This is a genomic window from Psychrobacter vallis (assembly GCF_904846715.1).
Taxonomy (GTDB): domain Bacteria; phylum Pseudomonadota; class Gammaproteobacteria; order Pseudomonadales; family Moraxellaceae; genus Psychrobacter; species Psychrobacter vallis.
The window spans coordinates 1-24,309 of the sequence record NZ_CAJHBU010000004.1; the positions used below are offsets into that span (position 1 = coordinate 1).

General features: G+C 43.4%; 22 protein-coding genes and 1 pseudogene. 15 read left to right on the plus strand and 8 right to left on the minus strand.

Annotated elements, in window-relative coordinates:
* Positions 1–124 precede the first annotated feature (124 nt).
* The 7 genes and pseudogenes from prpB (at position 125) to JMY02_RS03590 (ending at position 7,058) form a co-directional block, all read left to right on the plus strand.
* Entirely contained in the window at positions 125–1,018 is an 894-nt protein-coding gene (gene prpB, locus JMY02_RS03560) for a methylisocitrate lyase (protein ID WP_201595247.1), read from the plus strand.
* Between the two features lie 60 nt (positions 1,019–1,078).
* On the plus strand, positions 1,079–2,206 hold the full coding sequence (prpC, locus tag JMY02_RS03565; protein ID WP_201595249.1) for a bifunctional 2-methylcitrate synthase/citrate synthase: 1,128 nt from the start codon (positions 1,079–1,081) through the stop codon (positions 2,204–2,206).
* A gap of 99 nt (positions 2,207–2,305) precedes the next feature.
* Positions 2,306–3,034, plus strand: coding sequence for a hypothetical protein (locus tag JMY02_RS03570; protein ID WP_201595251.1), 729 nt, complete (start codon positions 2,306–2,308; stop codon positions 3,032–3,034).
* Between the two features lie 78 nt (positions 3,035–3,112).
* Complete coding sequence (gene acnD / locus JMY02_RS03575) at positions 3,113–5,758, plus strand: Fe/S-dependent 2-methylisocitrate dehydratase AcnD (protein ID WP_201595684.1); 2,646 nt, start codon at positions 3,113–3,115, stop codon at positions 5,756–5,758.
* 134 nt (positions 5,759–5,892) lie between these two features.
* Positions 5,893–6,192 (plus strand): type II toxin-antitoxin system Phd/YefM family antitoxin, encoded by a 300-nt coding sequence (locus tag JMY02_RS03580; protein ID WP_201595253.1) that lies wholly within the window; start codon positions 5,893–5,895, stop codon positions 6,190–6,192.
* A gap of 35 nt (positions 6,193–6,227) precedes the next feature.
* Positions 6,228–6,458, plus strand: a pseudogene (locus tag JMY02_RS03585) (Txe/YoeB family addiction module toxin); the annotation flags it as partial.
* A 111-nt stretch (positions 6,459–6,569) separates the two neighbouring features.
* Entirely contained in the window at positions 6,570–7,058 is a 489-nt protein-coding gene (locus JMY02_RS03590; protein WP_201595257.1) for a hypothetical protein, read from the plus strand.
* A gap of 74 nt (positions 7,059–7,132) precedes the next feature.
* Here the strand turns inward: JMY02_RS03590 and JMY02_RS03595 are convergent, their stop codons facing one another.
* Together JMY02_RS03595 and JMY02_RS03600 are read right to left on the minus strand one after the other, a co-directional pair.
* Positions 7,133–7,423 (minus strand): type II toxin-antitoxin system RelE/ParE family toxin, encoded by a 291-nt coding sequence (locus JMY02_RS03595; RefSeq protein ID WP_021815392.1) that lies wholly within the window; start codon positions 7,421–7,423, stop codon positions 7,133–7,135.
* Between the two features lie 17 nt (positions 7,424–7,440).
* Positions 7,441–7,662, minus strand: coding sequence for a TA system antitoxin ParD family protein (locus tag JMY02_RS03600; RefSeq protein ID WP_021815393.1), 222 nt, complete (start codon positions 7,660–7,662; stop codon positions 7,441–7,443).
* Positions 7,663–7,775: 113 nt separating this feature from the next.
* Here JMY02_RS03600 and prpF point away from each other — a divergent pair, with 113 nt between their 5' ends.
* The 4 genes from prpF (at position 7,776) to JMY02_RS03620 (ending at position 12,410) form a co-directional block, all read left to right on the plus strand.
* The gene (prpF, locus tag JMY02_RS03605; protein WP_201595259.1) at positions 7,776–8,996 is read left to right on the plus strand and encodes a 2-methylaconitate cis-trans isomerase PrpF; all 1,221 of its coding nucleotides are present in this window, start codon (positions 7,776–7,778) and stop codon (positions 8,994–8,996) included.
* A gap of 55 nt (positions 8,997–9,051) precedes the next feature.
* On the plus strand, positions 9,052–9,792 hold the full coding sequence (locus JMY02_RS03610) for a DUF4145 domain-containing protein (protein ID WP_201595261.1): 741 nt from the start codon (positions 9,052–9,054) through the stop codon (positions 9,790–9,792).
* Between the two features lie 29 nt (positions 9,793–9,821).
* The gene (locus tag JMY02_RS03615) at positions 9,822–11,675 is read left to right on the plus strand and encodes an ABC transporter ATP-binding protein (RefSeq protein WP_227678405.1); all 1,854 of its coding nucleotides are present in this window, start codon (positions 9,822–9,824) and stop codon (positions 11,673–11,675) included.
* Positions 11,676–11,783: 108 nt separating this feature from the next.
* The gene (locus JMY02_RS03620) at positions 11,784–12,410 is read left to right on the plus strand and encodes a GNAT family N-acetyltransferase (protein WP_201595263.1); all 627 of its coding nucleotides are present in this window, start codon (positions 11,784–11,786) and stop codon (positions 12,408–12,410) included.
* 86 nt (positions 12,411–12,496) lie between these two features.
* Here JMY02_RS03620 and JMY02_RS03625 read toward each other — a convergent pair whose 3' ends face one another.
* Complete coding sequence (locus JMY02_RS03625; protein ID WP_201595265.1) at positions 12,497–13,249, minus strand: SDR family oxidoreductase; 753 nt, start codon at positions 13,247–13,249, stop codon at positions 12,497–12,499.
* A gap of 194 nt (positions 13,250–13,443) precedes the next feature.
* Between JMY02_RS03625 and JMY02_RS03630 the strand changes: the two genes are divergently transcribed.
* Together JMY02_RS03630 and JMY02_RS03635 are read left to right on the plus strand one after the other, a co-directional pair.
* Positions 13,444–14,844, plus strand: a complete 1,401-nt coding sequence (locus tag JMY02_RS03630) for a DUF2868 domain-containing protein (RefSeq protein WP_201595267.1) — start codon at positions 13,444–13,446, stop codon at positions 14,842–14,844.
* 214 nt (positions 14,845–15,058) lie between these two features.
* The gene (locus JMY02_RS03635) at positions 15,059–16,561 is read left to right on the plus strand and encodes a DUF3482 domain-containing protein (RefSeq protein ID WP_406947723.1); all 1,503 of its coding nucleotides are present in this window, start codon (positions 15,059–15,061) and stop codon (positions 16,559–16,561) included.
* A 58-nt stretch (positions 16,562–16,619) separates the two neighbouring features.
* Here JMY02_RS03635 and JMY02_RS03640 read toward each other — a convergent pair whose 3' ends face one another.
* From JMY02_RS03640 to JMY02_RS03650, 3 genes are all read right to left on the minus strand, one after another.
* Positions 16,620–17,642 (minus strand): ArsA family ATPase, encoded by a 1,023-nt coding sequence (locus tag JMY02_RS03640; protein WP_201595271.1) that lies wholly within the window; start codon positions 17,640–17,642, stop codon positions 16,620–16,622.
* Positions 17,643–17,722: 80 nt separating this feature from the next.
* Entirely contained in the window at positions 17,723–18,016 is a 294-nt protein-coding gene (locus tag JMY02_RS03645; protein WP_201595273.1) for a cory-CC-star protein, read from the minus strand.
* A 140-nt stretch (positions 18,017–18,156) separates the two neighbouring features.
* Entirely contained in the window at positions 18,157–19,836 is a 1,680-nt protein-coding gene (locus JMY02_RS03650) for a carbon starvation CstA family protein (RefSeq protein ID WP_201595275.1), read from the minus strand.
* Between the two features lie 301 nt (positions 19,837–20,137).
* Here JMY02_RS03650 and JMY02_RS03655 point away from each other — a divergent pair, with 301 nt between their 5' ends.
* Both JMY02_RS03655 and JMY02_RS03660 read left to right on the plus strand, forming a co-directional pair.
* Positions 20,138–20,806: a hypothetical protein gene (locus JMY02_RS03655; protein ID WP_201595277.1), complete on the plus strand. Its 669-nt coding sequence runs from the start codon at positions 20,138–20,140 to the stop codon at positions 20,804–20,806.
* A 91-nt stretch (positions 20,807–20,897) separates the two neighbouring features.
* The gene (locus tag JMY02_RS03660; protein WP_201595279.1) at positions 20,898–21,461 is read left to right on the plus strand and encodes a hypoxanthine-guanine phosphoribosyltransferase; all 564 of its coding nucleotides are present in this window, start codon (positions 20,898–20,900) and stop codon (positions 21,459–21,461) included.
* A 91-nt stretch (positions 21,462–21,552) separates the two neighbouring features.
* Here JMY02_RS03660 and JMY02_RS03665 read toward each other — a convergent pair whose 3' ends face one another.
* Together JMY02_RS03665 and recD are read right to left on the minus strand one after the other, a co-directional pair.
* Positions 21,553–22,071: a MepB family protein gene (locus JMY02_RS03665; RefSeq protein ID WP_201595281.1), complete on the minus strand. Its 519-nt coding sequence runs from the start codon at positions 22,069–22,071 to the stop codon at positions 21,553–21,555.
* 23 nt (positions 22,072–22,094) lie between these two features.
* Complete coding sequence (gene recD / locus JMY02_RS03670) at positions 22,095–24,302, minus strand: exodeoxyribonuclease V subunit alpha (RefSeq protein WP_201595283.1); 2,208 nt, start codon at positions 24,300–24,302, stop codon at positions 22,095–22,097.
* Between the last annotated feature and the right edge of the window lie 7 nt (positions 24,303–24,309).

Genomic DNA, 24,309 nt, shown 5'->3' on the forward strand with positions numbered 1-24,309 from the left:
ATATAAACTATTTATAAATTAATACTAATCAATATCGATAAAATGCCACTTTTCAGCCGTTGATAACTGCGTATAATCGATAACTATAACGAGAATAATCACCCCTCCCTGTAAGGATTACGATATGACTTTAGCAACTGCTGGCGCGCGTTTTCGCAGTGCCCTGAAACAAAAGAACGATAACAATCAACCCTTACAAATTGCTGGTGCGATTAACGCCTATACCGCAATGATGGCAACGCAAGTCGGTCACCAAGCGTTGTATCTCTCTGGGGCAGGCGTCGCCAATGCCTCATTTGGCCTACCTGACCTAGGTATGACCAGTTTGGACAACGTCTTAGAAGATGCATGCCGCATTACCGATGCCGTAGATACACCGCTATTAGTAGATATCGATACAGGCTTTGGTGGCGCGTTCAATATTGCCCAAACCATCAGAAAAATGGAAAAGGCAGGTGTGGCGGCGGTACATATAGAAGACCAAGTCGCGCAAAAACGCTGTGGTCATCGCCCTAATAAAGAAATCGTTAGTATCTCAGAGATGGTCGATCGCCTAAAAGCCGCGCTAGATGCCAAAACTGACCCTGATTTTGTGGTAATGGCACGTACTGATGCCTTGTCCGTTGAAGGACTAGACGCGGCGGTTGAGCGCGCTGTTGCCTTTGCTGAGGCAGGCGCAGACATGATCTTTGCCGAAGCCCTAACCGATATCGAGATGTATCGCAAGTTTACGGAAGTATTAGATATTCCCGTGTTAGCCAATATGACTGAGTTTGGTCAAACCGATTTATACACCACCGATCAATTATATGGTGTGGGTGTTGATATGGTGCTGTACCCGCTGTCAGCGTTTCGGGCGATGAACAAAGCAGCATTGAATGTCTATCAGCATTTAATAAATGATGGCACGCAAGAAAAAGTCGTTGATACCATGCAGACCCGTATGGAGCTATATGACTTCTTAAACTATCATGAGTTTGAGCAAACGCTAGACAAATTGTTTGCCGATAACAAATAAGTATTTCTCACTTCACTTTAACCAACCTCTAAAAAAGCCACCAATAAAAGGATTTTAATCATGGCAGCACAGAAAGAACTTTCAGGCGCAGGTCTTCGTGGACAAGTCGCTGGTAAAACCGCACTCTCAACCGTCGGAAAATCAGGCTCTGGTCTGACTTATCGCGGTTATGACGTGTCGGAGCTGGCGGACAAATGCATTTTTGAGGAAGTGGCCTACTTGCTACTTTATGGCAACTTGCCAACGCAAAGTGAGCTTGATGCTTATCAAGCCAAGCTAAAAACCCTGCGGGGTCTGCCGCAAGCGCTCAAAGATGTGCTTGAGCGTATTCCTGCCAGCGCCCATCCCATGGACGTATTACGTACGGGCTGCTCGATGCTTGGTAACCTTGAGACCGAGACAGACTTTGCCGAGCAAAATGATCAAACCGATCGCATGTTGGCGGTGTTCCCATCCATTATCAACTACTGGTATCGCTTTACCCATGACAACGTGCGTATCGAGACAGAAACAGACGATGAAACCATTGGCGGTCATTTCTTACATCTGCTAAAAGGTGAAAAGCCAAACGAGCTACACACCAAGGTCATGAACGTTTCACTTATCTTGTATGCTGAGCATGAGTTTAACGCCTCAACTTTCACCGCTCGCGTGTGTGCGTCTACGCTGTCTGATATCCATTCTTGTATCACAGGCGCGATTGGCTCACTGCGTGGTCACTTGCATGGCGGCGCGAATGAGGCGGCGATGGATATGATTGAAGGCTTTGGCTCAGCGGATGAAGCTGAAACCGAGATGATGGCGATGCTGGCACGTAAAGACAAAATTATGGGCTTTGGTCACGCTATCTATAGTGAATCAGATCCGCGTAACGTGGTCATCAAAGAATGGGCTGAAAAATTGGCCGCTGACGTTGGCGATACCGTGCTATACCCTGTCTCAGTGCGCTGTGAAGAAGTCATGTGGCGTGAGAAAAAATTGTTCTGTAATGCTGACTTTTTCCATGCTTCCGCCTATCACTTTATGGGTATTCCAACCAAACTGTTCACGCCAATTTTTGTGTGTTCGCGCTTGACTGGTTGGGCATCACACGTGTTTGAGCAACGTGCCAACAACCGTATCATTCGCCCAAGTGCGGAATATATCGGTGAAGAGTTGCGTTCTGTTCCTGATATGAGTGCGCGTTAAGTTGTCAGGATAGAAATATTAAAGGTGTTTTTATCATCTTGCTAAGACGAGCGATTTTTTAAAAATCGCTCAACTTGGCTGTTTTTTGGAAATAGTTCTATGAAAAATAATAAAAATAAATGCTGGGCTGGATATTTTGGTGACTGTGAAGGTGAAATTACTGCTGAACATTTAATCTCAAAATCTCTTTTTCCTGAAGGAATAGTTTTTGTAGAAGGGTTTGATTGGTGTGAAAATATTAAAAAAGTTGGAGTTAACTCACTGACTCGTAAGATTTTATGTAAAAAACATAATAATGACTTTTCGATTTTAGATTCAGAAGCAAAATATGCAATTAATTGCTTTGCAAAAGGGAAAACAGAAAGACCAATTGATGGTTTTCTATTTGAGCGATGGCTATTAAAAACTGCAATAAATTTGAGTGTTGATAGTAATTTTCATATTGGAATAGGGTTTACTGATTCAGAAAAAGGTTATCCATCACCCTATGCTGTTGCACTCGCCTTAGGTAAACAGCCTTTCGCATATAAAATGGGCATATATTTTTTAGAAAATAAAGAAGGCTACTTGAACAATCCAACTGAACAATTAATGATGCCAATAACTATGGATAATGAAATTGGGTTGTTTTTATTTGGATTACGAGGTGCAAATTTACTATTAAACCTTACTCCGGCTCATGAAGTCCCAAAATTATCAAGTATAGGTCTTTATGAAAGTTTGCCAGTAGAGGTTAAGGACAACAAACCTATTTATAGACCTCAAGGCTTTACTAATATGAATATTGAAAGTGGACTCATTCATTCTATAGAGTTTTCTTATATATAAAAATTTACTCCTTTTTTTCTTCTATTCAAATCAGCCAACCGCCAAAGGTGACTTATGGACAACGCTTTAGTACAGCCAATGAACGATGAATTTAAAAAACCCCTTCCCGATACTGACCTTTATTACTTTGACACCCGCGAAGCTGTCGAGCGTATCGAAGCGGGTGCTTATGACAAGCTACCATTCTGCTCAAAAGTACTGTGTGAAAACCTCGTACGTCGTTGTCCGCCAGAAGATCTGACGGCGGCGCTCAAGCAGCATATCGAAGGCAAACAAGATCTAGACTTTCCTTGGTATCCTGCCCGCGTGGTTTGTCATGATATCTTAGGGCAGACGGCCTTTGTTGATTTAGCAGGTCTACGTGATGCCATCGCTGAACAAGGTGGCGATCCCTCTAAAGTAAACCCTATCGTGCCAACTCAGCTCATCGTCGACCATTCACTAGCCGTTGAACATGCCGGCTTTGAAGAAGACGCGTTTGAGAAAAACCGCGCTATCGAAGAACGCCGTAATGATGACCGCTTTCACTTTATCAACTGGTGTCAGTATGCCTTTGACAATGTCAACGTCGTACCGCCCGGTAATGGCATCATGCATCAGATTAACTTAGAAAAAATGTCACCAGTCGTCCAAGTCGTACAAAATAAAGCCGGTGAACAAGTGGCCTTTGCCGATACCTTAGTCGGCACAGACAGCCACACCCCCATGGTCGATGCGCTGGGCGTGATCTCAATCGGGGTTGGTGGACTTGAGGCCGAAAGCGTCATGTTGGGCAATCCCTCGTATATGCGCCTGCCGGATTACGTTGGTGTTAAGCTAACGGGCAAATTGCAAAAAGGCATTACCGGTACTGATCTCGTACTTGCGATGACCGAGTTCCTGCGTGATGCAGGTGTGGTATCTACTTATATAGAATTCTTTGGCGAAGGCGCGCGCCAACTGAGCGTTGGTGACCGCGCTTCTATCTCCAACATGACCCCTGAATATGGCGCGACTGCCGCGATGTTCTATATCGATGAGCAAACCATCGACTATCTGCGTCTGACTGGTCGTTCTGAGCCTCAGATCAAATTGGTTGAGCAGTATGCTAAGCAAACTGGTCTATGGGCTGATGGCATGGAAAACGCTGAGTATGCACGCGTGCTTGAGTTTGATTTGTCAGCCGTTGTGCGTAATATGGCAGGCCCGTCGCGTCCACATGCACGCGTATCGACCACGGATTTGGTTGCCAAAGGCATTGCTCATGGCGCTGATGAAAAACTACCTGAACCAAAAGACGGCCTGATGCCAGATGGTGCAGTCATTATCGCTGCTATCACCAGCTGTACCAATACCTCAAACCCGCGCAACATGGTTGCCGCTGGCCTCGTCGCACGTAATGCCAATGCCAAAGGATTATTGCGCAAACCTTGGGTGAAATCCTCATTAGCGCCCGGCTCAAAAACCGTAAAAATGTACCTAGAAGAAGCAGGCCTTATGCCTGAGCTGCAAGAAATTGGCTTTGATGTGGTTGGTTTTGCCTGTACCACTTGTAATGGCATGAGCGGTGCGCTTGACCCTGATATCGAAAAAGAAATCATCGACCGTGATTTATTTACCACGGCTGTACTGTCTGGCAACCGTAACTTCGATGGTCGTATTCATCCGTATGCTAAGCAAGCATTTTTAGCGTCGCCACCACTGGTGATCGCTTATGCCATTGCAGGTAACATTCGTTTTGATATCGAAAAGGATTCATTGGGTAAAGACCACAATGGTAATGACGTGTATCTAAAAGACATCTGGTTCGATGATGACGAGGTAGATGCAATCGTCGCCAAAGCGGTGAAACCAGAGCAATTCAATGCTGTATATATCCCGATGTTCGATGAAGCCAAAAAAGACACAGGCAAAGCGTTAAGTCCTTTATATGACTGGCGTGATCAGACCACTTATATTCGCCGCCCACCGTATTGGGAAGGCAAAATGGCAGCGATGAACAAACTAAAAGGTATGCGCCCACTAGCAGTATTGGGTGACAACATTACCACTGACCACATGTCACCGTCCAATGCTATCTTAAGCGATTCAGCTGCTGGCGAGTATTTGGATACTATGGGCTTGCCTGCCGAGGACTATAACTCATATGCTACCCATCGCGGTGACCATTTAACCGCGCAACGGGCGACTTTTGCCAATCCTAAGCTGTTGAACGAAATGGTACGCGATGGCATTGATAGTAAAAGCGGCGAGATCATTCAAGGCTCGCTGGCTCGTGTGGAGCCCGAAGGTCAAGTCATGCGTATGTGGGAAGCCATCGAAACCTATATGAATCGTGAACAGCCGCTTATCATCATCGCAGGTGATGGCTATGGTCAAGGCTCAAGCCGTGACTGGGCTGCCAAAGGGGTGCGCTTGGCTGGCGTGGAAGTAGTCGTCGCAGAAGATTTTGAGCGTATTCATCGTCAAAACTTGGTGGGTATGGGTGCGCTACCGCTACAGTTTGAAAAGGGAGTCACACGCGATACGCTGCACATTGATGGTACAGAAGTGTTTGATGTCGTGGGTGAGGTTTCTGCTGGCGGGCTGATGACGCTGGTGATTAACCGTGCTGACGGTAGCAAACTTGATGTGCCTATCATTTGCCGTTTAGATACCGCAGATGAAGTAAAAATGTACAACGCGGGCGGTATGTTACAACGCTTTGCCAAAGAGTTTATCGATGGCACGTTGGATATTGCTTAGCTTTTTAGCACGATAAGATAGTAATTGTAATAGAGCCGATGTTGTATAACCTGTTTATATAACATCAGTTTTTTCGTTGATAGTAATGACTATTTGTATGATACTTTATAGAAATCATTACTAAGAGAGACTCTATGAAAATTATCAGCTTTTCTGAAGCAAAAAGAGACTTTCAAGCTGTCTTAGATACAGTTATTGACGATGCTGATCCGCTCATTATAGGTCGTCAAAATGATAGTGACGCGGTTATCATGTCGCTTGCTCATTATAACAGTTTGATGGAGACACTTTATTTGTTAAAGTCGCCTGCTAATGCCGCGCATTTGGCAGAATCTATTGCCCAATACCAAGCTGGCAAGACAACCATGCATGAGCTGGTTTATACGGAAGATGATAGTAAAAAGCCTACAGATGGCGCAACTGAAAATGCGTAATGCTCAAAAAGGATATGATAATGAGTCAGTAATTAGCATGGACGGATTACGTGTACTGGCAAACACAAGATAAAAAAACGTTAAAGCGTATCAATAAAATCATCAATGACTGTAAATGTGGCCCATTTGAAGGTATCGGTAAACCTGAACCTCTAAAAGAAAACCTATCAGGATTTTGGTCACGGCGTATTGATGAGGCCAATCGGCTCGTGTATGTCGTCGATGATAACTATCTGACAATTATCTCTTGTCGTTATCATTACTAGTTGAATGGCAATAAAGGTAAATAGCTCCATTATCTAGATTTTACTCAACATTCATCAGTAATTTATGCATAATAAGGCTTTTATTTATTATTGTAGATCGTTGAGGGATTTATGGGTTGGTTCAAACTGTTAATTGCATGTGTCGTATTATATCTGGGTCAAAGCTATTATTTATTGTCATCCAGCCATGTAGAAAAGTTCTTGTTTGATCATAATACACTGGCTATGAATGACCCAGTTGCCGCTTGTGGTAACTATAGTAATGATGTGATGGTGATGATTAATCATACGACGCCAGAGGGCACATGGGAGGTAGAAGGCGGTAAAGATGAGATGTGCGGCTATATGCGCCAAGCCCAAGCCGCGTTGGTCGTGATGCAAGCGAATACTTCGGGGCACTTTGAAAACATGTTAGTGAATACAAGCTTCCCTTGGCAAAACGCCCGTACCAGTTATGATGAAATCAGTAATGTAAGAATGGGCTCAATGGGTTCAATCAGTAGTAAAACACATGACACCCTCGAAATTAAAAGAACGCTGACTGGTTTAGAGATAGTTTCTGTCACTTCTACTGGCGGGCCGTCGAATCTAACCAGATAACGAAAGAATTTATCGAAGGCACGCTAGATATTGTTTATGAGCAGTATCGGGCGGGTCAGGTTAAGAAGATCGTGCTAAAGTATCAATTTAACGTCGCGATAGAAATTTTCGTGTGCCCCTACCATTAATAAAGTCAAAACCAATTCACCATCATCAATTTGATAAGCTAGTAGCGTTAACTGCTTGACCATTTTAAACTTATAAACACGTACAGCGGACAAGTCACCTGCCTTTTGTGTACCTAGATTAGGGTCATCAACGATGGCACGTATAGCGTCATCTAAATCAGACTTTTGATTTTTGTGTAATTTTTTAACGGCTTTTTTAAAACTATGTGATTGAACAATACTTAAAGATGGCTTCATTATTTTCCCAATATAAACTATCCAAATTCGAAAGGCTCAACCATACCAGCATCGACTTCTGCTTTGGCAATTAATAGCTGGCGCACAAATTCATAGGATAGGTCAGGATTATCTTCCATAATTTGACCGATAGTCGCCCAATGTTCAATTTGCTTTGGTGGTGTACGATGTTGAGCTTTTGCAATTGCATGCGCTTTGTCGACTAACGATCGATCGAGTCGGATACTGGCTGTTGCCATGATACTCTCCTAAATAAGTTAAAACTCAGTAAGTTATACTGTTGTGGCATTTTACCACAATTATTAGATATTACCGAATCCCATTCTGATAAACTGAAAAAGGACTTTCTATAATGACCGAATCAAATCAACCTTTCGCCCCGCAAATCTCCATCCCCGCTACCTATATGCGCGGTGGTACTTCAAAAGGCATGTTCTTTAAATTGTCTGATTTGCCAGAACGCTGTCAGAAAGCAGGCAGCGACCGTGACCATTTCTTATTGCGAGTTGTCGGTAGCCCAGATCCATATGGCAAACAAATTGACGGCTTGGGTAATGGTACGTCTAGCACGTCAAAAACGGTTATTTTGTCACCAGCAGATAGCGATGACCATGATGTCAACTATCTGTTTGGACAGGTGAATATTGCCAAGCCTATGATTGATTGGAGTGGCAATTGTGGTAATTTAACCGCTGCAGTTGGTGCTTGTGCGATCAACATGGGTCTGGTGGCAAGTGATCGTATCCCTGCTAACGGCATTTGCGCGGTACGTATTTGGCAGCAAAATATTGGCAGTACGATTATTGCTCATATTCCTGTTTATACCGATGCTCAAGGTAAGGTACAAGTACAAGAAACCGGTGATTTTGTGCTCGATGGTGTAACTTTCCCAGCGGCTGAGATCAAAGTTGAGTTTATCGATCCAGTCGATTCCTCAAGCGACATGTTCCCTACTGGTCATTTAGTCGATAATTTTGAGGTTCCTGATATTGGTCGCTTTGAGGCAACTTTTATTAGCGCAGGTATTCCTACTATTTTCTTAAGAGCTGCAGATTTAGGCTTAACGGGTACAGAAGTACAGAGCGATATTAATAGTGACACTGCTTTACTAGAAAAGCTGGAAACCATTCGTGCTCATGGCGGCGTAGCGATGGGTTTATTTGATGATATCAGTGAGGCACAAACTCGCCAGCATACGCCAAAACTGGCTTGGGTTGCACCGCCGAGCAGCTATACGGCGTCCAGTGGTAGCCAAGTGTCTGCGGAAGATATTGATTTTCTCGTACGAGCGATGAGCATGGGACAATTGCACCATGCCATGATGGGCACAGCAGCCGTCGCCATTGCCGCAGCCGCAACGACGCAAGGGACACTTGTGAATCAAGCGGCTGGTGGTAGCCAATCCAAACAACAGTTGTCTGAGGTGCGCTTTGGTCATCCATCTGGCACATTATTGGTTGGCGGGAAAACTGAGCAAGTCGATGGGCGCTGGCAAGCCAAAAAGGTATCGATGAGCCGCTCAGCACGCCGTATCATGGTGGGTGAAGTCTTTATTCCTGCTGATAGTTTTTAATCAGTAATCAGGGTATCGAGAAATGAATAGAAACCTATATAAGCAGTCATTTACCTTGAGTAATTCACCGGATTATAATTGTCCTAAGTGTAATATTGGACTTCTACGTATTCAGAAAGATAGTTTTAATAAATATACAACCTGTGACTTAGATGAGATGCAGAAACATCCCGATTTTGAACCAGAGTGGATTGAATATGTTTTTAACTGTGTCTTTGAATGTAATAATGATAGATGTGAAGGCAAGGTACTATGTACAGGACATGGAAGTGTGGGTGCCGATATAGATGTTGATGATTATGGACAACAACATCAAGAGTGGGATGATTATTATCGCCCGTTATTTTTTCATCCAAACCTCAATTTAATTACTATCCCAGAAGATACGCCTACTGATATCAAAAAAATCCTCAACCAGTCATTTGAATTGTTTTTTACTTCTCCTTCTGCAGCAGCTAATTTAGTAAGAATAGCTATTGAAGGTATTCTTACAGATCAAGGTGTAAATCTGTATTCTAAAAAAGATGGAAGTAAAAAAATATCTTTACATAGTAGGATCGAGGATCATCTACCAGATAAATATCAAACTATAAAAGAGCATTTTGAGGCTGTGAAATGGTTGGGTAACGCTGGAAGTCATTCAGGTGAGGAGTTAACTCCAAATAATACTATGGATGCTTACGAACTGATTGAATACATTCTCTCTCAGGTGTATGCGCCCCCTACCAATAATCTAGATGAATTAGCGAAAGAGATAAACGGTTCAAAGGGTCCAAAAAAGAGAGTTTTTCTCTAATTCTAAAAGTGAGCTTTATACAAAATAATATGCCAACACCTTCTCAAACACGCCCTGTACCCTTAGATAAAAAGCCTCCCGTCGAGAAAAGAGAACGGCGAGCCTTATTGTGGGATATTCTCAAAAAACTTGCCGTCTTTGCCGCACCTTACAAAACGTTGATTATTGCCACCCTCATTTTGACAGTACTTGGCTCATTTACCGCGCAAGTCAATGCCTTTGTGCTGCGTTATGCGGTCGATACCTTGACTGAAATCGCTACCTTGTCCGATCCTTGGGCGGCTGGCGTACGGATGTTAACGATCATCAGTGCGGTGTTATTAACAAAGGAGATATTGTCGATATTTATCTCTTTTGGGCAACGCTTTTTTGGTGAAAAAATTCGTATCAATCTATCGCGGGATTTATCACAAAAAATCATCGAGCGTATTTTGACGTATCGCATGGCGTTTTACACCAGTAGCGAGAATGACAGCGGCAAACTGCAAACCCGTATCGATTTGGGTGTCAGCAGTCTGACGACCTTAGTCCAAAACTTCTTTATCGACATGCTACCGCTGTTTGCCAGTGCGATTGTCTCGCTCGTTATTATGTTTTCGACCAATTTTTGGATCGGTTTGGTTGGTCTGATCATCATTCCGATTTACTTCTTTATCAGCCAAAAACAAGCCAGACGTTTGCAAGGGTTTCGTCGGCAGATGCGAGGGTTTCGAGAAGCCAAAAGCGGTTTGGTGATTTCCCTCATTAACTCTATTAGCGTGGTCAAATCCTTTGTTCGTGAGCCTATAGAGGCCGAAAAACACCTCGCCATTCAAAAAGACATGACCGACAATCAGCTGCGTATTCGTAGCATTGGTTTTATTTATGATGCAATAAAGACCTTTATTGAACAAATAGGCGTGGTGGTGATTATTTTGCTCACCTCTTATTTTGTGTTAAAAGGCGAGATGACCATCGGCATGATTTTATTTCATGTCATGCTGTTTCAGAACGTCGCTGCCCCTATCCGGCAGCTGCACCGTATCTATGATCAAATCAATAATGCGCTGACTTATGCTGAAGGGTTTTTTGATATATTGGAAGATGATGAGCAAGTTGAAAATATCAATGGCATAAAAAACCCCGATCTTAAAGGTCATATCGAGCTGAAAAATGTCGATTTTACCTATCCCAATGGCACACAAGCGCTAAAAGACGTCAGCTTCACCATCAAACCCAATCGCATTACTGCGCTAGTCGGGTTGAGCGGCGCTGGCAAGAGTACTATTATTAGCCTATTGGTAAAATTCTATGAACCAGATTCTGGCAAGATTTTGTTAGATGGACGTGACCTAGCCGACTGTGATACCCATGAGTTACGCCAGCGAATCGGTTTGGTGCTACAAAGCAATCATATTTTCTCAGGGACAATCAGTGAAAATATTCGTTATGGCAATATCGAGGCAAGTGACGAAGATATCATTGTCGCTGCCAAAAAAGCCTCGATTCATGACCAAGTCATCAAACTGGCAAACGGTTATGAGAGTACGGCAAAATCCCTGTCTGGTGGTCAGCAGCAGCGTATTGCGCTGGCAAGGATGTTCCTAAAAGATCCGCCCATTGTGTTTCTGGATGAGCCGACCGCCAGTCTCGATGCCATTGCCAGTCAACAGGTGAAAAAAAGCTTGGATTTAATCAAAAAAGACCGCACAGTGATTATGGTCTCGCATAACATTGCTCAAATCATTGACGCCGATGACTTAGTGGTAATAGAAAACGGCCAAGTGGTCGAGACTGGCACGCACGAAGAACTATATGAAAAAGGTGGGAAGTACTTTGAGATATTCAGTGCCATGTCTGATAGTTTAAACTTGGACAAGATCAGTCAAACTATCAATGGTTGATAGGCGTTTATATCGTTATAATGCCATCTGTTTGCAACATCGCAAGGTGTCACCTTTATTTACTATCAATTAATTATCAATAATTGATTTGCCAAAAGCTGCTGAATTATGACCTGTGAATTTTCTATCAAAACATTTGATGAGCTGACCTCAGTTGATCTTTACCATATCCTAAAAGCGCGCTCACAAGTATTTGTGGTCGAACAAAACTGCGCTTATCAAGACATGGATGAAGTGGACTTTGATTGTCTGCATCTTGTTGCCCATCAAAATGAGGCCTTGGTGGGTTATTGCCGCATTATTCCACCTGAATTTAATAAGTTAAAATCCAATCTGTCTGTAGCCGATCCTACTATTAAAGCGAGCAATACCGCCATGCCTGCCATCGGTAGAGTACTTGTGCTGGCAGAGCACCGAGGTGAGGGTCTAGCAAGGCAAATAATGACCCATGCCATCGCGTCTTGCCGTAAGAAATATGGCAAAAAACGCCCTATTATTCTCTCTGCGCAAGCCTATTTGCTCAGCTTTTACGAGTCTCTGGGTTTTGTGCCTGAAGGCGATCATTATCTTGAGGATAATATTGAGCATGTAAAAATGGTTCTGCACGTTGCCAAAAAAACCAAAGTGCGCAAAGAGCAAACAGGTACGGCCACCACCGCGACCAAAGTCATCAGCTTTTTGCTGTTTATTATGGCCGCTTTGTTTATTTTGGGTCTGCTGTACTTGATGATTTAAACAGTTGATGAATTAGCTGGCTCGAACGTTTTTTATGTCATCACGCCGCCACGCAGCAAACCGTTACTGTCTGCTATTATTGCCCACTACCACGGTATGGACTCACCTGCCCAATCAACGAAACTGCCTGATTGCGCGGCTGTCATACGGCTCAGCACTTCTAATAAGCATTCAGCACTATAGGCTGGCGAGAATAACTGTCCGTCAGCCACGTTGCCTTGAAACGGTGCTGACAATTGGGTATTTACCGTACCCGGCTGCATGACCACGACGCACACGTCTTTGAGTGATCTGCTCCACTCGATACTCAGATTTTTCATACCCATATTCAACGCCGCTTTACTCATGCGATAGCTGTACCAACCGCCCAGCTGATTGTCACTGATACTACCCACACGTGCCGATATCGTCGCAAAAACAGCTGGATTGTCATTACTACGGCAAGCGCTCGCCAATAGTGGTTTGATGTGTTTGGCAATGAGCAGGCTTGCCAAGGCATTTACTTGCATATTCTGCAAAAAAAACTCAGTCTCAACCTGACGCAGCGCTTTCTCTGGTTGCTGCGTTGCCGTGTGTAATAGCCCTGCACAATTGATAGCCCAGTCAATATGCGTGGTGTGCTGGCGGATGACATCGACTGCTTGTTTGATGCTCTGTTCATCGCAGATGTCCATGGGTATCCAGTGCAGATTTTCCGCAGCAAAATCAGGCACATTTTTATGATACGTCGCAAAAACTTGGCGGCTTTCTTTTTCACTAGTGCTGTCTACTAACTGTTCCACCATGGCTCTGCCGATGCCGCCCGTACCACCGATGACTAGACACGTTTTATGATTCATAACGATTCCTTTTTTTGATTATTGTTAACGGCGTCTTATGAGATTTGTCATTAATATTGTCCTGTTATGACCAATTTTGGCGTATTTTTATCAGATTTACCATGACAAAAAGGTATAAAACCTCAATTATATATACGCTACAATATTCAAAAACTGCCTACCAAATGAACGCTTTTATACGGATGTTATCGCCTATGCTATCTCCCCAAGATCAATTGACTGAGCTGGTACGCACGCTTGAGACTCAGCATCATGTCTTTGCCACTGACCCGCTGCTCATCACCGAGAAACTACAAGGCGAGGATGGCAAACCGATGCAAAAATTGCAGCGCAGGGCATCGCGTATCGACAGTAATGGCGCTATGGCACAAGTGCTGGGTAAGATTGAGGGTCGTATCAAAGGCATCATGGTTGTCATGAGCGTGGTGTGGTGTCTGTCAGGGTTTTTGGGATTATTTACGTTATTACAGACCAACGTGGTCAATTTCTTTTATGTATTGGTCTGCCTGCTGGGCTTTCATACGATCATGTTGGTAGGCTGGCTGCTACTGACATTGGTCAATCGAGGCAAACCCTCATCGAATTGGTTTGCCAGTTTTGTGAGTCCCAGTTATCTTATCCGTGGTAAAGACGATGTGACGAAGGCGGCAGTCGACTTGTATGAACGTCAATTACAGCACAGCGGTATGCGCTGGTATCTTGGAAAATTTAGTCATCAGTTATGGCTGGCCACGTTAACAGGTATGCTACTGGCGATCATATTTTTATTAGTCGTACGTCAGTATAGCTTTAGCTGGGAGTCAACCCTACTCTCCGATCAGGCGCTCATTACGTTGACTCAGATACTTGGCTGGTTACCAAGCATGGTGGGATTTGATGTACCGGACAATGCCTCCATCGTACAGAGCCGATTGGTGACCGAGGCGATGTCACTCTCTGTGGCACGGCAATGGGCGGGCTTGTTGGTGGGCAGTTTATTGCTGTACGGTATCGTGCCGCGAGCGATAGCATGGATGTTTTGTGCACTCATGTTTCGCCGTAAAAAAATGCGTTTGGACATCAAACAGCCTTATTATCAAAAAATACTAAACTTTTGGCAACGTCATGTCGTGGATGCCGATGATTTTAAGCAAGCACCAGCGCCTATCGCCCCAAAAGCCACGGTCAGCGCTGGTAAGAAACTTGTTGCCTTACTAGAATATCCGTCAGCGCAAGACAATTGGTGGCAATCTGGTGTTGGTGATGATCTGCATGACAATAGTGACATTGAGAACTTCGGTATCATTGATGATCGTGAAGACATGGCACGGTTGAAGACGTACTTAGACCATAATCCTGTACAAGTGTTGTTGGGCATTCATAGCAAAGCGCTGCCTGACCGCGGCACGCTACGTAAACTTGACCAAATCGCCAGTCATGCAAAAGATGGGTTGATTGTGCAGTTGCTTAATGAGGCTAGTTTGAGTGAAGATGAAGCGGATCAAGAAGGCGCTGAAGTTGAATTAGCGTCATCAGACCATAAGAACGTTCGTGACCAGCAGTGGCAAACCGCACTCTCCGCTCGAAAAATAGGTTTGGTCAATAGCCATGGTTAATTAGAGTTTAGCCAGATTTTTACTATCAATATAAGACGCTATTATGAATAATGACAATAAAAAAGAGTACCTCAAGCCTACTGGTCTCTTTGCAGACAAAGCTTACGAGGCAGTTCCTGATGACTCAAAACCGCCTGTGACTCAGTCAATGCCGACTCAAGATAGCACGGAGGGTAATCAAAACTTATCAACTGAGATATCAACATCAGATACAATGAAAAACATGACCAAAAAAACCATTGCCAGTGGTGAAGCGCTCAAATTGGCCGTCGTCGGTCATACCAATACTGGTAAAACCTCAATACTGCGTACTCTATTACGTGATGTCTATTTTGGTGAAGTAAAAAACGAAGCCGCAACCACGCGCCACGTCGAGCAAGCACGGTTGACAGACAGTCAAACAGGTGAAGTGTTGGTGGCATTGTATGATACTCCCGGTTTAGAAGACGCCTCAGGACTTATGGATTGGCTAGAAGACAATACCGCCAGTCGCCGTGATGGAATCGAGCGCTTGCAGCAGTTTTTGGCGTCAGATATTGCCCAAGGTGCAGCCAGTGTTGCTTCTCAGGGTTATGACTTGCAGGGCGATGACTATAGCCAAGAAGCCAAAGTGATTCGTCAGTTGTTGGCAAGTGATATGGCCATCTACGTGGTAGATGCTCGAGAGCCTGTATTGGGTAAGTATAAAGATGAGTTGGCGATTTTGTCATGGGCAGCAATACCCGTTATGCCTGTCTTTAATTTTACTGACAGTCAGGATGCCAATATCGACGAGTGGCAGACCATGCTGGCAAGACGAAATCTACATATCTCGACGCGCTTTGACTCGGTGGCTTTTGAGTTTGAAGATGAGATGCGGCTATGGAAAAACCTAGCCACTATGCTCACCCACTCTGAAATGCTGGAACAGCTTATGGCGCGGCGTACCGAAAATTGGGCACAGCTGTATGACGAAGCCCATATTATCATTGCTGATTTTTTATTAAATGTGGCGGCCTTTGTGCGCGAGATTGGTGAAGACGATGACCCGATGCCCGTTTTGCAGCAAATGCAAGAAGCCGTTCGGCAAAGTGAGCGCACGATGCAGCACGGTTTGCTCAATTTATACAAGTTCTATGACAATGCAGTGGCAGCGACCCCGCTTGAATTGCAAGCATATCAGCAAGATCCGTTTGATCCTGAACTCCTTAAAAGCTATGGCATTCGTACCACTTCTGGTGCTGCCGCCGGTGCATTATTAGGGCTAGGCATTGATGCAGCAGCATTGGGGACGACATTGGGATTGGGCGCGGCGATAGGCGGTATCGCAGGTGGTTTGTTATCTAACACCAGTAGTATTGCCGATAAGATTACTGGGGTAAAACGTTTATATATTGACCCTGCTACGTTGACCCTTTTGGCCACTCGGTCGATAGATTTACTCACGGCCTTACGCCATCGCGGTCATGCTGCTACAGATGCCACTCAGCTGTTGTATAAAGGACATCAAGGCGAGAAAAACAGCTTTGAAACTTTCAATGATGACGATGTGAGTAAGGAAAAACATCCCATTACTGTGTGGCCACCGCATAAATTACCAAGTGAGCTAAAAAAAGCCCGCGGCAAACCACAATGGTCGTCGCTCAGTAGTGGCAAATCCGAGCAAGCACAATTGCTACGAGCAGACATGGCATGGTCGCTGTCAGGTAAATTACAATCATATAAGCAAGAATCGTAATTGCAAATTGCTGTCAACGACCAGTTTAGCTTTCAGTTTAGCTTTGTGCTTTGGTTCTTTATGGCACGGAATGTAATAAAGCACTCAGTGCCTCTGTGCCGCGTACATCTGTTTGCTGTAAATAAATGGGATAGAGTGGATAATCCGTAAAATTTTGCTCGATATCTTGCATCAGTTGCTGCTGGCGCTGAGCACGATGACGCCAAAACTCATCGGACTGAGTGGGTGATATCAGCTGATTGATAACGATTGCTGCGGGGGTGAGTTTACTGTCTTCTAATTGCTCGATCGCCCGTTTGGTTTCGGCCAATGGCAACACATCAGCGGTCATCACCAATACAATCGCTGTCTGAGCTCGATCATGAAGCAGTAACCCTGCCTGACGGAACAGCTGCTTGCGTTTTTCTAGCACAGATACTGCTTGCTCCCAGCGATCCGTTTTTTTTGGGGCAAACGGATTGGCTACATCATGTTTTGGCGCGGTCTGTTTTTGGTTGTGACTGTCCAAATGCGTCGCCACCGACCGCAGTTTTGCTTGTCGTCGCTGCTGAGACAATAGACCATCTGTCCATGCACCCATCATCTCTGGCAGTACGAGTAACCGCAAGGTATGACCCGTCGGTGCTGTATCAAAAATAATATGTTCGTAATTGGCATCTGCTGCCGTGACCAAATGCTGACACATAGATTCGAGCATCGCCGCTTCTTGCGCTCCAGGTGCTGATTTTGATAGTCGTAGGTGTTCACGAATTTTGGGCATCATGTCTGGATTGGCATAAGCTTTAATCGTACGTTCAACCTGTGCAAAATGCTTGTCAACGATAACATCAGGATTTAGCTCAATGGCATCCAGATAAGGCGTTATCGCAGTTTTTTCGTTATTTAAACGTATATTCAGTACATCGCCCAAACTGTGTGCTGGATCAGTTGAGACTATCAAGGTCTTTTGCTGCTGGCTGGCATAATAGCTGGCAAGTGCAGCGGCCGTCGTGGTTTTACCTACCCCGCCTTTACCACCGATAAATATAATCGGTTGCGTGGTGAGTTGTTTCACTAATGCGTCCAGAGGATATAACGCCATACTTGTCTCTCATTTCTTCATTAAAAATTTATCTCAGTCTCATTTTGTCTCTCTCGGGACTCTTTTTTATATTGATCTGACTAACAACAGCCAACATGGTCAAAAGGACACCTGTCCATACCCATTCGTGTGTGCCATTCATGAAAATTTTCTAGAAACAATGGCTGCAACTCTAACGTATAAAAGCTGGCAGGATTGTCAATTCCCAAGCTTTCGGCAAACATCAGTAGCATAAAAAAATCCTCTTCATCACGTGCGGCACGTGCCATCGTTTGGCGATAAGGCGCATGATAAAACTCATTCAGCCCAGCCGTAAACCGTTGCCACCACGGTTGAGTGTTTTTTGTATCGTTTGATGTACTTATATTTTCCATAGCTTACTCATATTTTGCTTATTATCTATCATGCCTATATGAGACAAAAAACGCCAGCGATTGCGGCTGGCGTTTTTGATAGAAATGCAATTTGAAGGTGACTTATTTCCTGATACCTATTATGTGCTGATACTTAGGTTTTAGACATCACTCTTGCCTTTGTGCAATGACCATTCTTTACGCAGTACCGATAGACTCTCAAATGTCACTAAGACCGTTGCTATCAAAATGATGATATCCATAATGATAAGCAGCCAATTGCCATCTGTGTAAAAAGTTTTGAGCTGAATCAATAGCGCAAAGACTGTCATAACCAACAAGAACGATAATGGCGCTAAGGTATACCAGACTGGTTTACCTTTACGCAACAAGATGACCGTTACGACCATCAATGTTAAGGCTGCCATGAGCTGATTGGTCGTACCAAATAGTGGCCAAATGATCATACCACCCGCACCATCAATACCGCCAGCGCCAAACGCCAACAGTAGACAAGTTCCGACGGCAAGTAACGTTGCGACCACGCTTTTATTCAATACTGGCAGGTTATAAAACTCACCGAATTCTTGGAAAATATAACGTTGCAAGCGTACACCAGTATCCATCGTAGTCCCTGCAAACAATGCAGCCATTACAGTCAGCATCGTCTGTGCTAGTACCATATCAATGCCAACACCTGCACTTAGGATAGTAGCACCACCGTCAATAAAGGCACCAATGGAGCCGTCGCCAAATTTTTGATAAACCGCTTGCCAATCGCCAAGAGTCGCAAAACCTGCGGTGGCAGCGAGAATTGCACCAAGTGCCAGCATGCCTTCACCAAAGGCACCAAAGTAACCAACGAAACGCACATCTTCTTCTTTATCAATCTGCTTGGAAGTGGTTCCCGTCGCCACTAACCCATGAAACCCTGAGATAGCACCGCAAGCAATCGTGACAAATAGCAGTGGCATAAGTGACGGCGTACCGATAGGTAGATCATGGTTGATAGCTGGCGCGACAATGTCGGGTGTTGCGATAAAAATAGCCGCATATAATAAGATCAAACCAACAAACAACTGCAGACCATTGATATAGTCGCGCGGTTGTAACAGCATCCAAACTGGTAATAAGGAAGCGACCGCCGCATAGCCAAATAATATGAGAATCCATACTGCATTATCTGGTAAGCCAAAGACCGTCTCAGGTAACACAATAGGGAACATGGGACCCAAGTAGATAAGTCCGTATAACGCGCTTACCCCAATAATGGATACCCAAACCAAATTCATATTGTAGCGATAAATACACTGACCGATAATAAAGGCAACCACTAAAGCGCCCCAAACCGGTAATACAGCAGATGGGGTTTTTATCATCATATTGGCGATAGCAACGCCAAATACAGCATTTACCATCAGTAGTAATAAAAAGATAACAACCATCATCAAGCTGCGAACACGGGTGCCCATGACCGTACCAGCAATAGAACCAATCGACTGGCCTCTATTACGCATACTCGCCCAAATGGCTGACATGTCGTGTACACCAGCCATAAAAATAGTACCCAAGACCACCCAAATGATGGCAGGCACCCAGCCCCAAATGACCGCAATCGCAGGGCCGATAATCGGTGCTGCTCCTGCCACCGATGTGAAATGATGTCCCCATAATACATATTTATTGGTGGGGATATAATCGACCCCATCTTTCATCGTATGCGCTGGCGTGGGACGACTGTTGTCCAACGCCAAAATTTTGGTGGCGATAAATTTTGAGTAAAATACATAGCCGCAAAGCATGGCGGCAACGCCAAACACCAGTACAATAGCACTATTCATGTTATCTCTCCCTAGATAAGTAGTAGATAGCCTTATAAGTTCAAGCTTTTTAAATCAAAATATCAAAAATATGCTAAATTAGTGTGCCATGAGTGACTCATCTCATCGATTGTTAGGTAAGTCATAAAAATCCTGCAAGATAATCACTATTCAACCAAGCCTTACATTTTATAACTAAGCGGCATCACTTATTTGCATTGAGTATGGTGAGTCTTTGTTTGGTGTTCTGTTGAAATAGTAACCGATTTGACGATGGATGTAACGTTGGTGAGGCATTAAAAAAACAAATAAAGGAAGTATAATGGCACATTATTTTGGATTCGTACCTTCAGACAAGTTAGAAGCACTCATCACTGAAGCCGAACAAGTCGTTGCATCGAATGAAAAAGTAGATTATTACCCCTATCGTGACGCACTGACCCATCAAACTGCGCGTGATCTTATCGATAATTTATTGGTTGGCTTGGTTGAGATTATTCCAAACCCTGAACGCCAAGCTGCCATGCGTAAAGTGGTGATAACGGTTGAACGGGCGACAGACACGCTACTCAATATCTTACTTGGCAAAGAAAATAACGAAGAAGTGCTTCCCAGCTTTCATTTTTTAAGAGATCAGGCGACTTTTATTGATAATGACGGTATAAAACGCGTGGGCTTTAAGTTATCTGAAGGCGATGCAAAAATCATCAATGAAGGTTTTGCCGCCATCACGCCTGAGCACGTAGATACCAAGCCATTTAAAATAGCGCTTGAAACGATGAATGAAGCGACCTTGACGCATTTTATCAGTCGTTACGCCGAAACGCTTAAGCTTGGTATGATTAAACGTAAATCGGTACCCGTTGCCAAAGCCGCCATCGATAAAGGCATGAGTATGGCACTTAACAAGCTGCTGCCAGACTTACCAGATCGTTCATTGAATCGTTTAGCAAACTATTACCGTCCTTTTATCGTAGAAAAACCAGAGTAATAAATATTATTATGCTTATCAGAAACGTAATGTTGGGCAAATTTACTAAAATTTGCTAAAATAGGCAGCACTTTTATCGAAGGCGCAACTCATGACCCAAATTAGTAATCAAGAAATAGAAAAAACCCTGCGCAACTCAGAGTGCCTTATCAGCAGTATTGAAGTCGCTGCTGCTTATGAGCGTCTTGCCGCCCAGCTTAACTTGCATTATGCTGGTTTGAACCCTATTGTTATGGTCGTTATGAACGGTGGACTTATCCCAGCCGGTCAGTTATTGACTCATCTGACATTCTATCATCGTATGCATTATATCCATGCAACACGTTATCGCGATAATGAAGGTACGAATGAGCTTGATTGGAAATTCAAGCCTGATGTCAATATTGCTGGTGAGCATGTATTGCTGATTGATGATATTTTTGATGAAGGTATCACGTTAAAAGCAGTCGTCGAAGAATTGAGTAAAGAAAAGCCGTTAACAATCGAATCTTGTGTTCTACTTAATAAAGAACATGACCGCAAAGTGGCAGATTTTGAAGTTGATTTTGTCGGTATCAATGTTGCAGATCGCTATGTGTATGGTTGCGGCATGGATTTCCATGGTTACTTGCGTCATTTGCCGGGTATCTATGCGATTAAAGAAGACAAAGTTTAACGTTAATAAACTTTATCTTCTTATTATATTAAAAAGCATCCAAGTCGGATGCTTTTTTTGCGTTTGGATTTTACACTTACTGTTAGTTTTGCTACTCATACAATGCTCTTATTTTTTCTATAGGCAGTATGCTTTTATCATTAACCATGAAAAAATAATCGAGCTGCCAACTTTGGGTCTTTAAAGCAGTACTACTGGTTGGCTTATCCCAACTAGGATATACCCTTATACCCATCTTACCTTTTGTAAAATCAGACTTAAGAATATTATGTCTAAGTAGGACATTTTTTGGAAAAACAAACTGCCCAAATATATGGTTACCTTTAAATGTAGTGATTACTAATAAGTCTGGTGATGAATCATATTGAAAAGGTTGATTAATACCTTTGGAATTCTTTTCCCAAAAAGTAACAAACTGCCCTACTTTGGTAGGTGTTTTCTTAGCTACTCTGAATCTAACTGTTTTAACAGTCAATTTGTTGATTAACTCAAATGTACCAGCAGCATATTCTAGATTTTGTTTTTCCTCCTTAATTGAAGTAATAGTCAATTGGTTAGGATTATAAATAACTTTATTAATATGCTCTAGCACAGTATCAAAGGTATGCAACTTTAGTCCTCTTTTTATATTTCTTAATACTTGTCTATTAAGTTTTCAAATTGCAACGTCAAGCCAGTTTGGCGTTCAGTTGGCGTCTGAACCGCTTTTTCAAACGCGTATTTTGTACTATAGATGGTCACTTGTTTTTTAGCCCGTGTCACTGCTGTATAAATAAGCTCTTTACTGAGCAATCTGGCATGACTATTGTCAAAAGTAATGGCAACATGATCAAACTCAGATCCCTGTGACTTATGAATGGTCATCGCATATGCGGTAGCAATTACCTCTTCATTTAGCAGGTTGACAGCGATACCTTGCGCTTTATTCTCAAAAAATACTTCCAATCGACCTCTTTCGTCTCCTGTCTGCAAACAAAAACCAATATCGCCATTAAACAATCCTAGCTCATAGTTATTCTGTAGAACCATAACAGGACGACCATGAAACCATGTGTTCTGACCCAGTGGTAGCTTAAGTTCAGTAAGGTGCCATTGGGTCAGATAATTATTGATATAGTGATCACCCCATTCGCCATTATGACCAGCACTTAAAACCCTGAACTGGTTAAATACTTCCACTAGTGAGGTGACTGTTGAATTTACCAATTCTGGCACGGATTTTTCTATTGGATCTCTTAGCAGGTTTTTAATTTTTTTTATGTAGGGATTGTAGTTTTTGGCTATTTTTAAAATATTTTTTTCTTTGCTTAGGCTATTTTTTATCTTGTTATTATTAATCTCGTCTATCTGCAAGGTGTTCACGTATTGAAAGCTCAATGCATCATCTTGTTTCAACAGTTGCCAAATTTGTTGGGTATCTACCTGTGTTTGATTGATTTGATTCGCAAGTTTACCAATGCCCGATTCTGCGCTAAAACGGCGGCTTTCGAGTAGCTCTGCATGAATAGATTGCAATATCGGAATACGACACAAATCAGCCAGTACTGCTCCTGCATCTACTGCTGCTAACTGGTTGGCATCTCCCAACAGTATCAGCCTTGCACCCGGCTTTACGGCGCTAACAAGATAATTGGCCAATTCAACACCGAGCATTGACGCTTCATCGATAATAATGATGTCCTCACCCAATGGATTAGTGGCATCATAACGCGGTCTACCCGTTCGACCAATTCCCAGTAAGCGATGGATGGTTTTGGCTTCTTGTAATTGCATTTTAACGTCTGATGCATCTAGAGCCGCTTGCAAAGACTCTTGCATTCGCTGTGCTGCTTTACCAGTCGGTGCTGCGAGCGCTAGGCTTGCGCTATCTGTACTGAATCTAATGCTCTCTTGCTGCGCATCCCTACTCTTTGTGGCTTGCTGTAACGCAATAACGAGCTGGGCGACAGTATAGGTTTTGCCTGTGCCTGGACCGCCAGTAATGATACTGAATGCATTATTGTTGGCCACGTTAATGGCTTTTATTTGTTGCTCGTTTAAATGTTTAGGTATTGATAATTTTAGAGGGGTGATGGGCTGATTTAAAATAGTACTGATATGCTTTGCTAGGTTAAACTCCGCTTGCCAAGAGCGATGTAGCCAAAAAGTTATCGATACTGCTGATTCTTTTTGATTTTCAGTTTCTTCATAGACAATAGGTTGATTGCTTTTACTTAGGCTATTTTGTTTAGCAATATTATTGTCAACTTCTGCGAATAAAGCATGTTGATAGACCAAATCTAGGAAAAAATTTAAATCTGTATTTTTTAGTAGTTGGTATAAGCTGACAATCGTCGTAAAGCGCTTGTTTAGCATCTCCTTTTCGTGATTACCAAGGGCAAGTTGCGTCCAAAGCTGACCTCCCTTATCAAATAAAGTATCGAGCAAAACAAATAGTGATATGTCAGTTGCCGAATCATCTTCTACTTGCGTGTTCATCTGGGGTTGTATCAAGGCAAAGATTGGTGTTGCTAGCATTGTTAATAATGCTTGTTGCCACCCATATAGCGCAGCGATCTCATTATTGATTTGGCCTTGCAACGGTACTTCATCCGCAGCTTCCTCAATGGTTAATACCGTATGCCCCTCTTCTAAATGTGTCGCTAACATAACGAAAAAAGCAGTGAATAAATTGTTGCCTTCTGCTTTATCGATTTGATCGCTGTTGGTGTCAGCTTTGGCATGTGTTGCGTGATACGCTGCATACGTCTGCTGACGGCGCAATAGAATGTAGTCACTGATATTGCTGGCCCAGCTTTCTTGTACGCCAATCGCTGCTTTGCTTTTATTGTCATTACTCATTGTATGC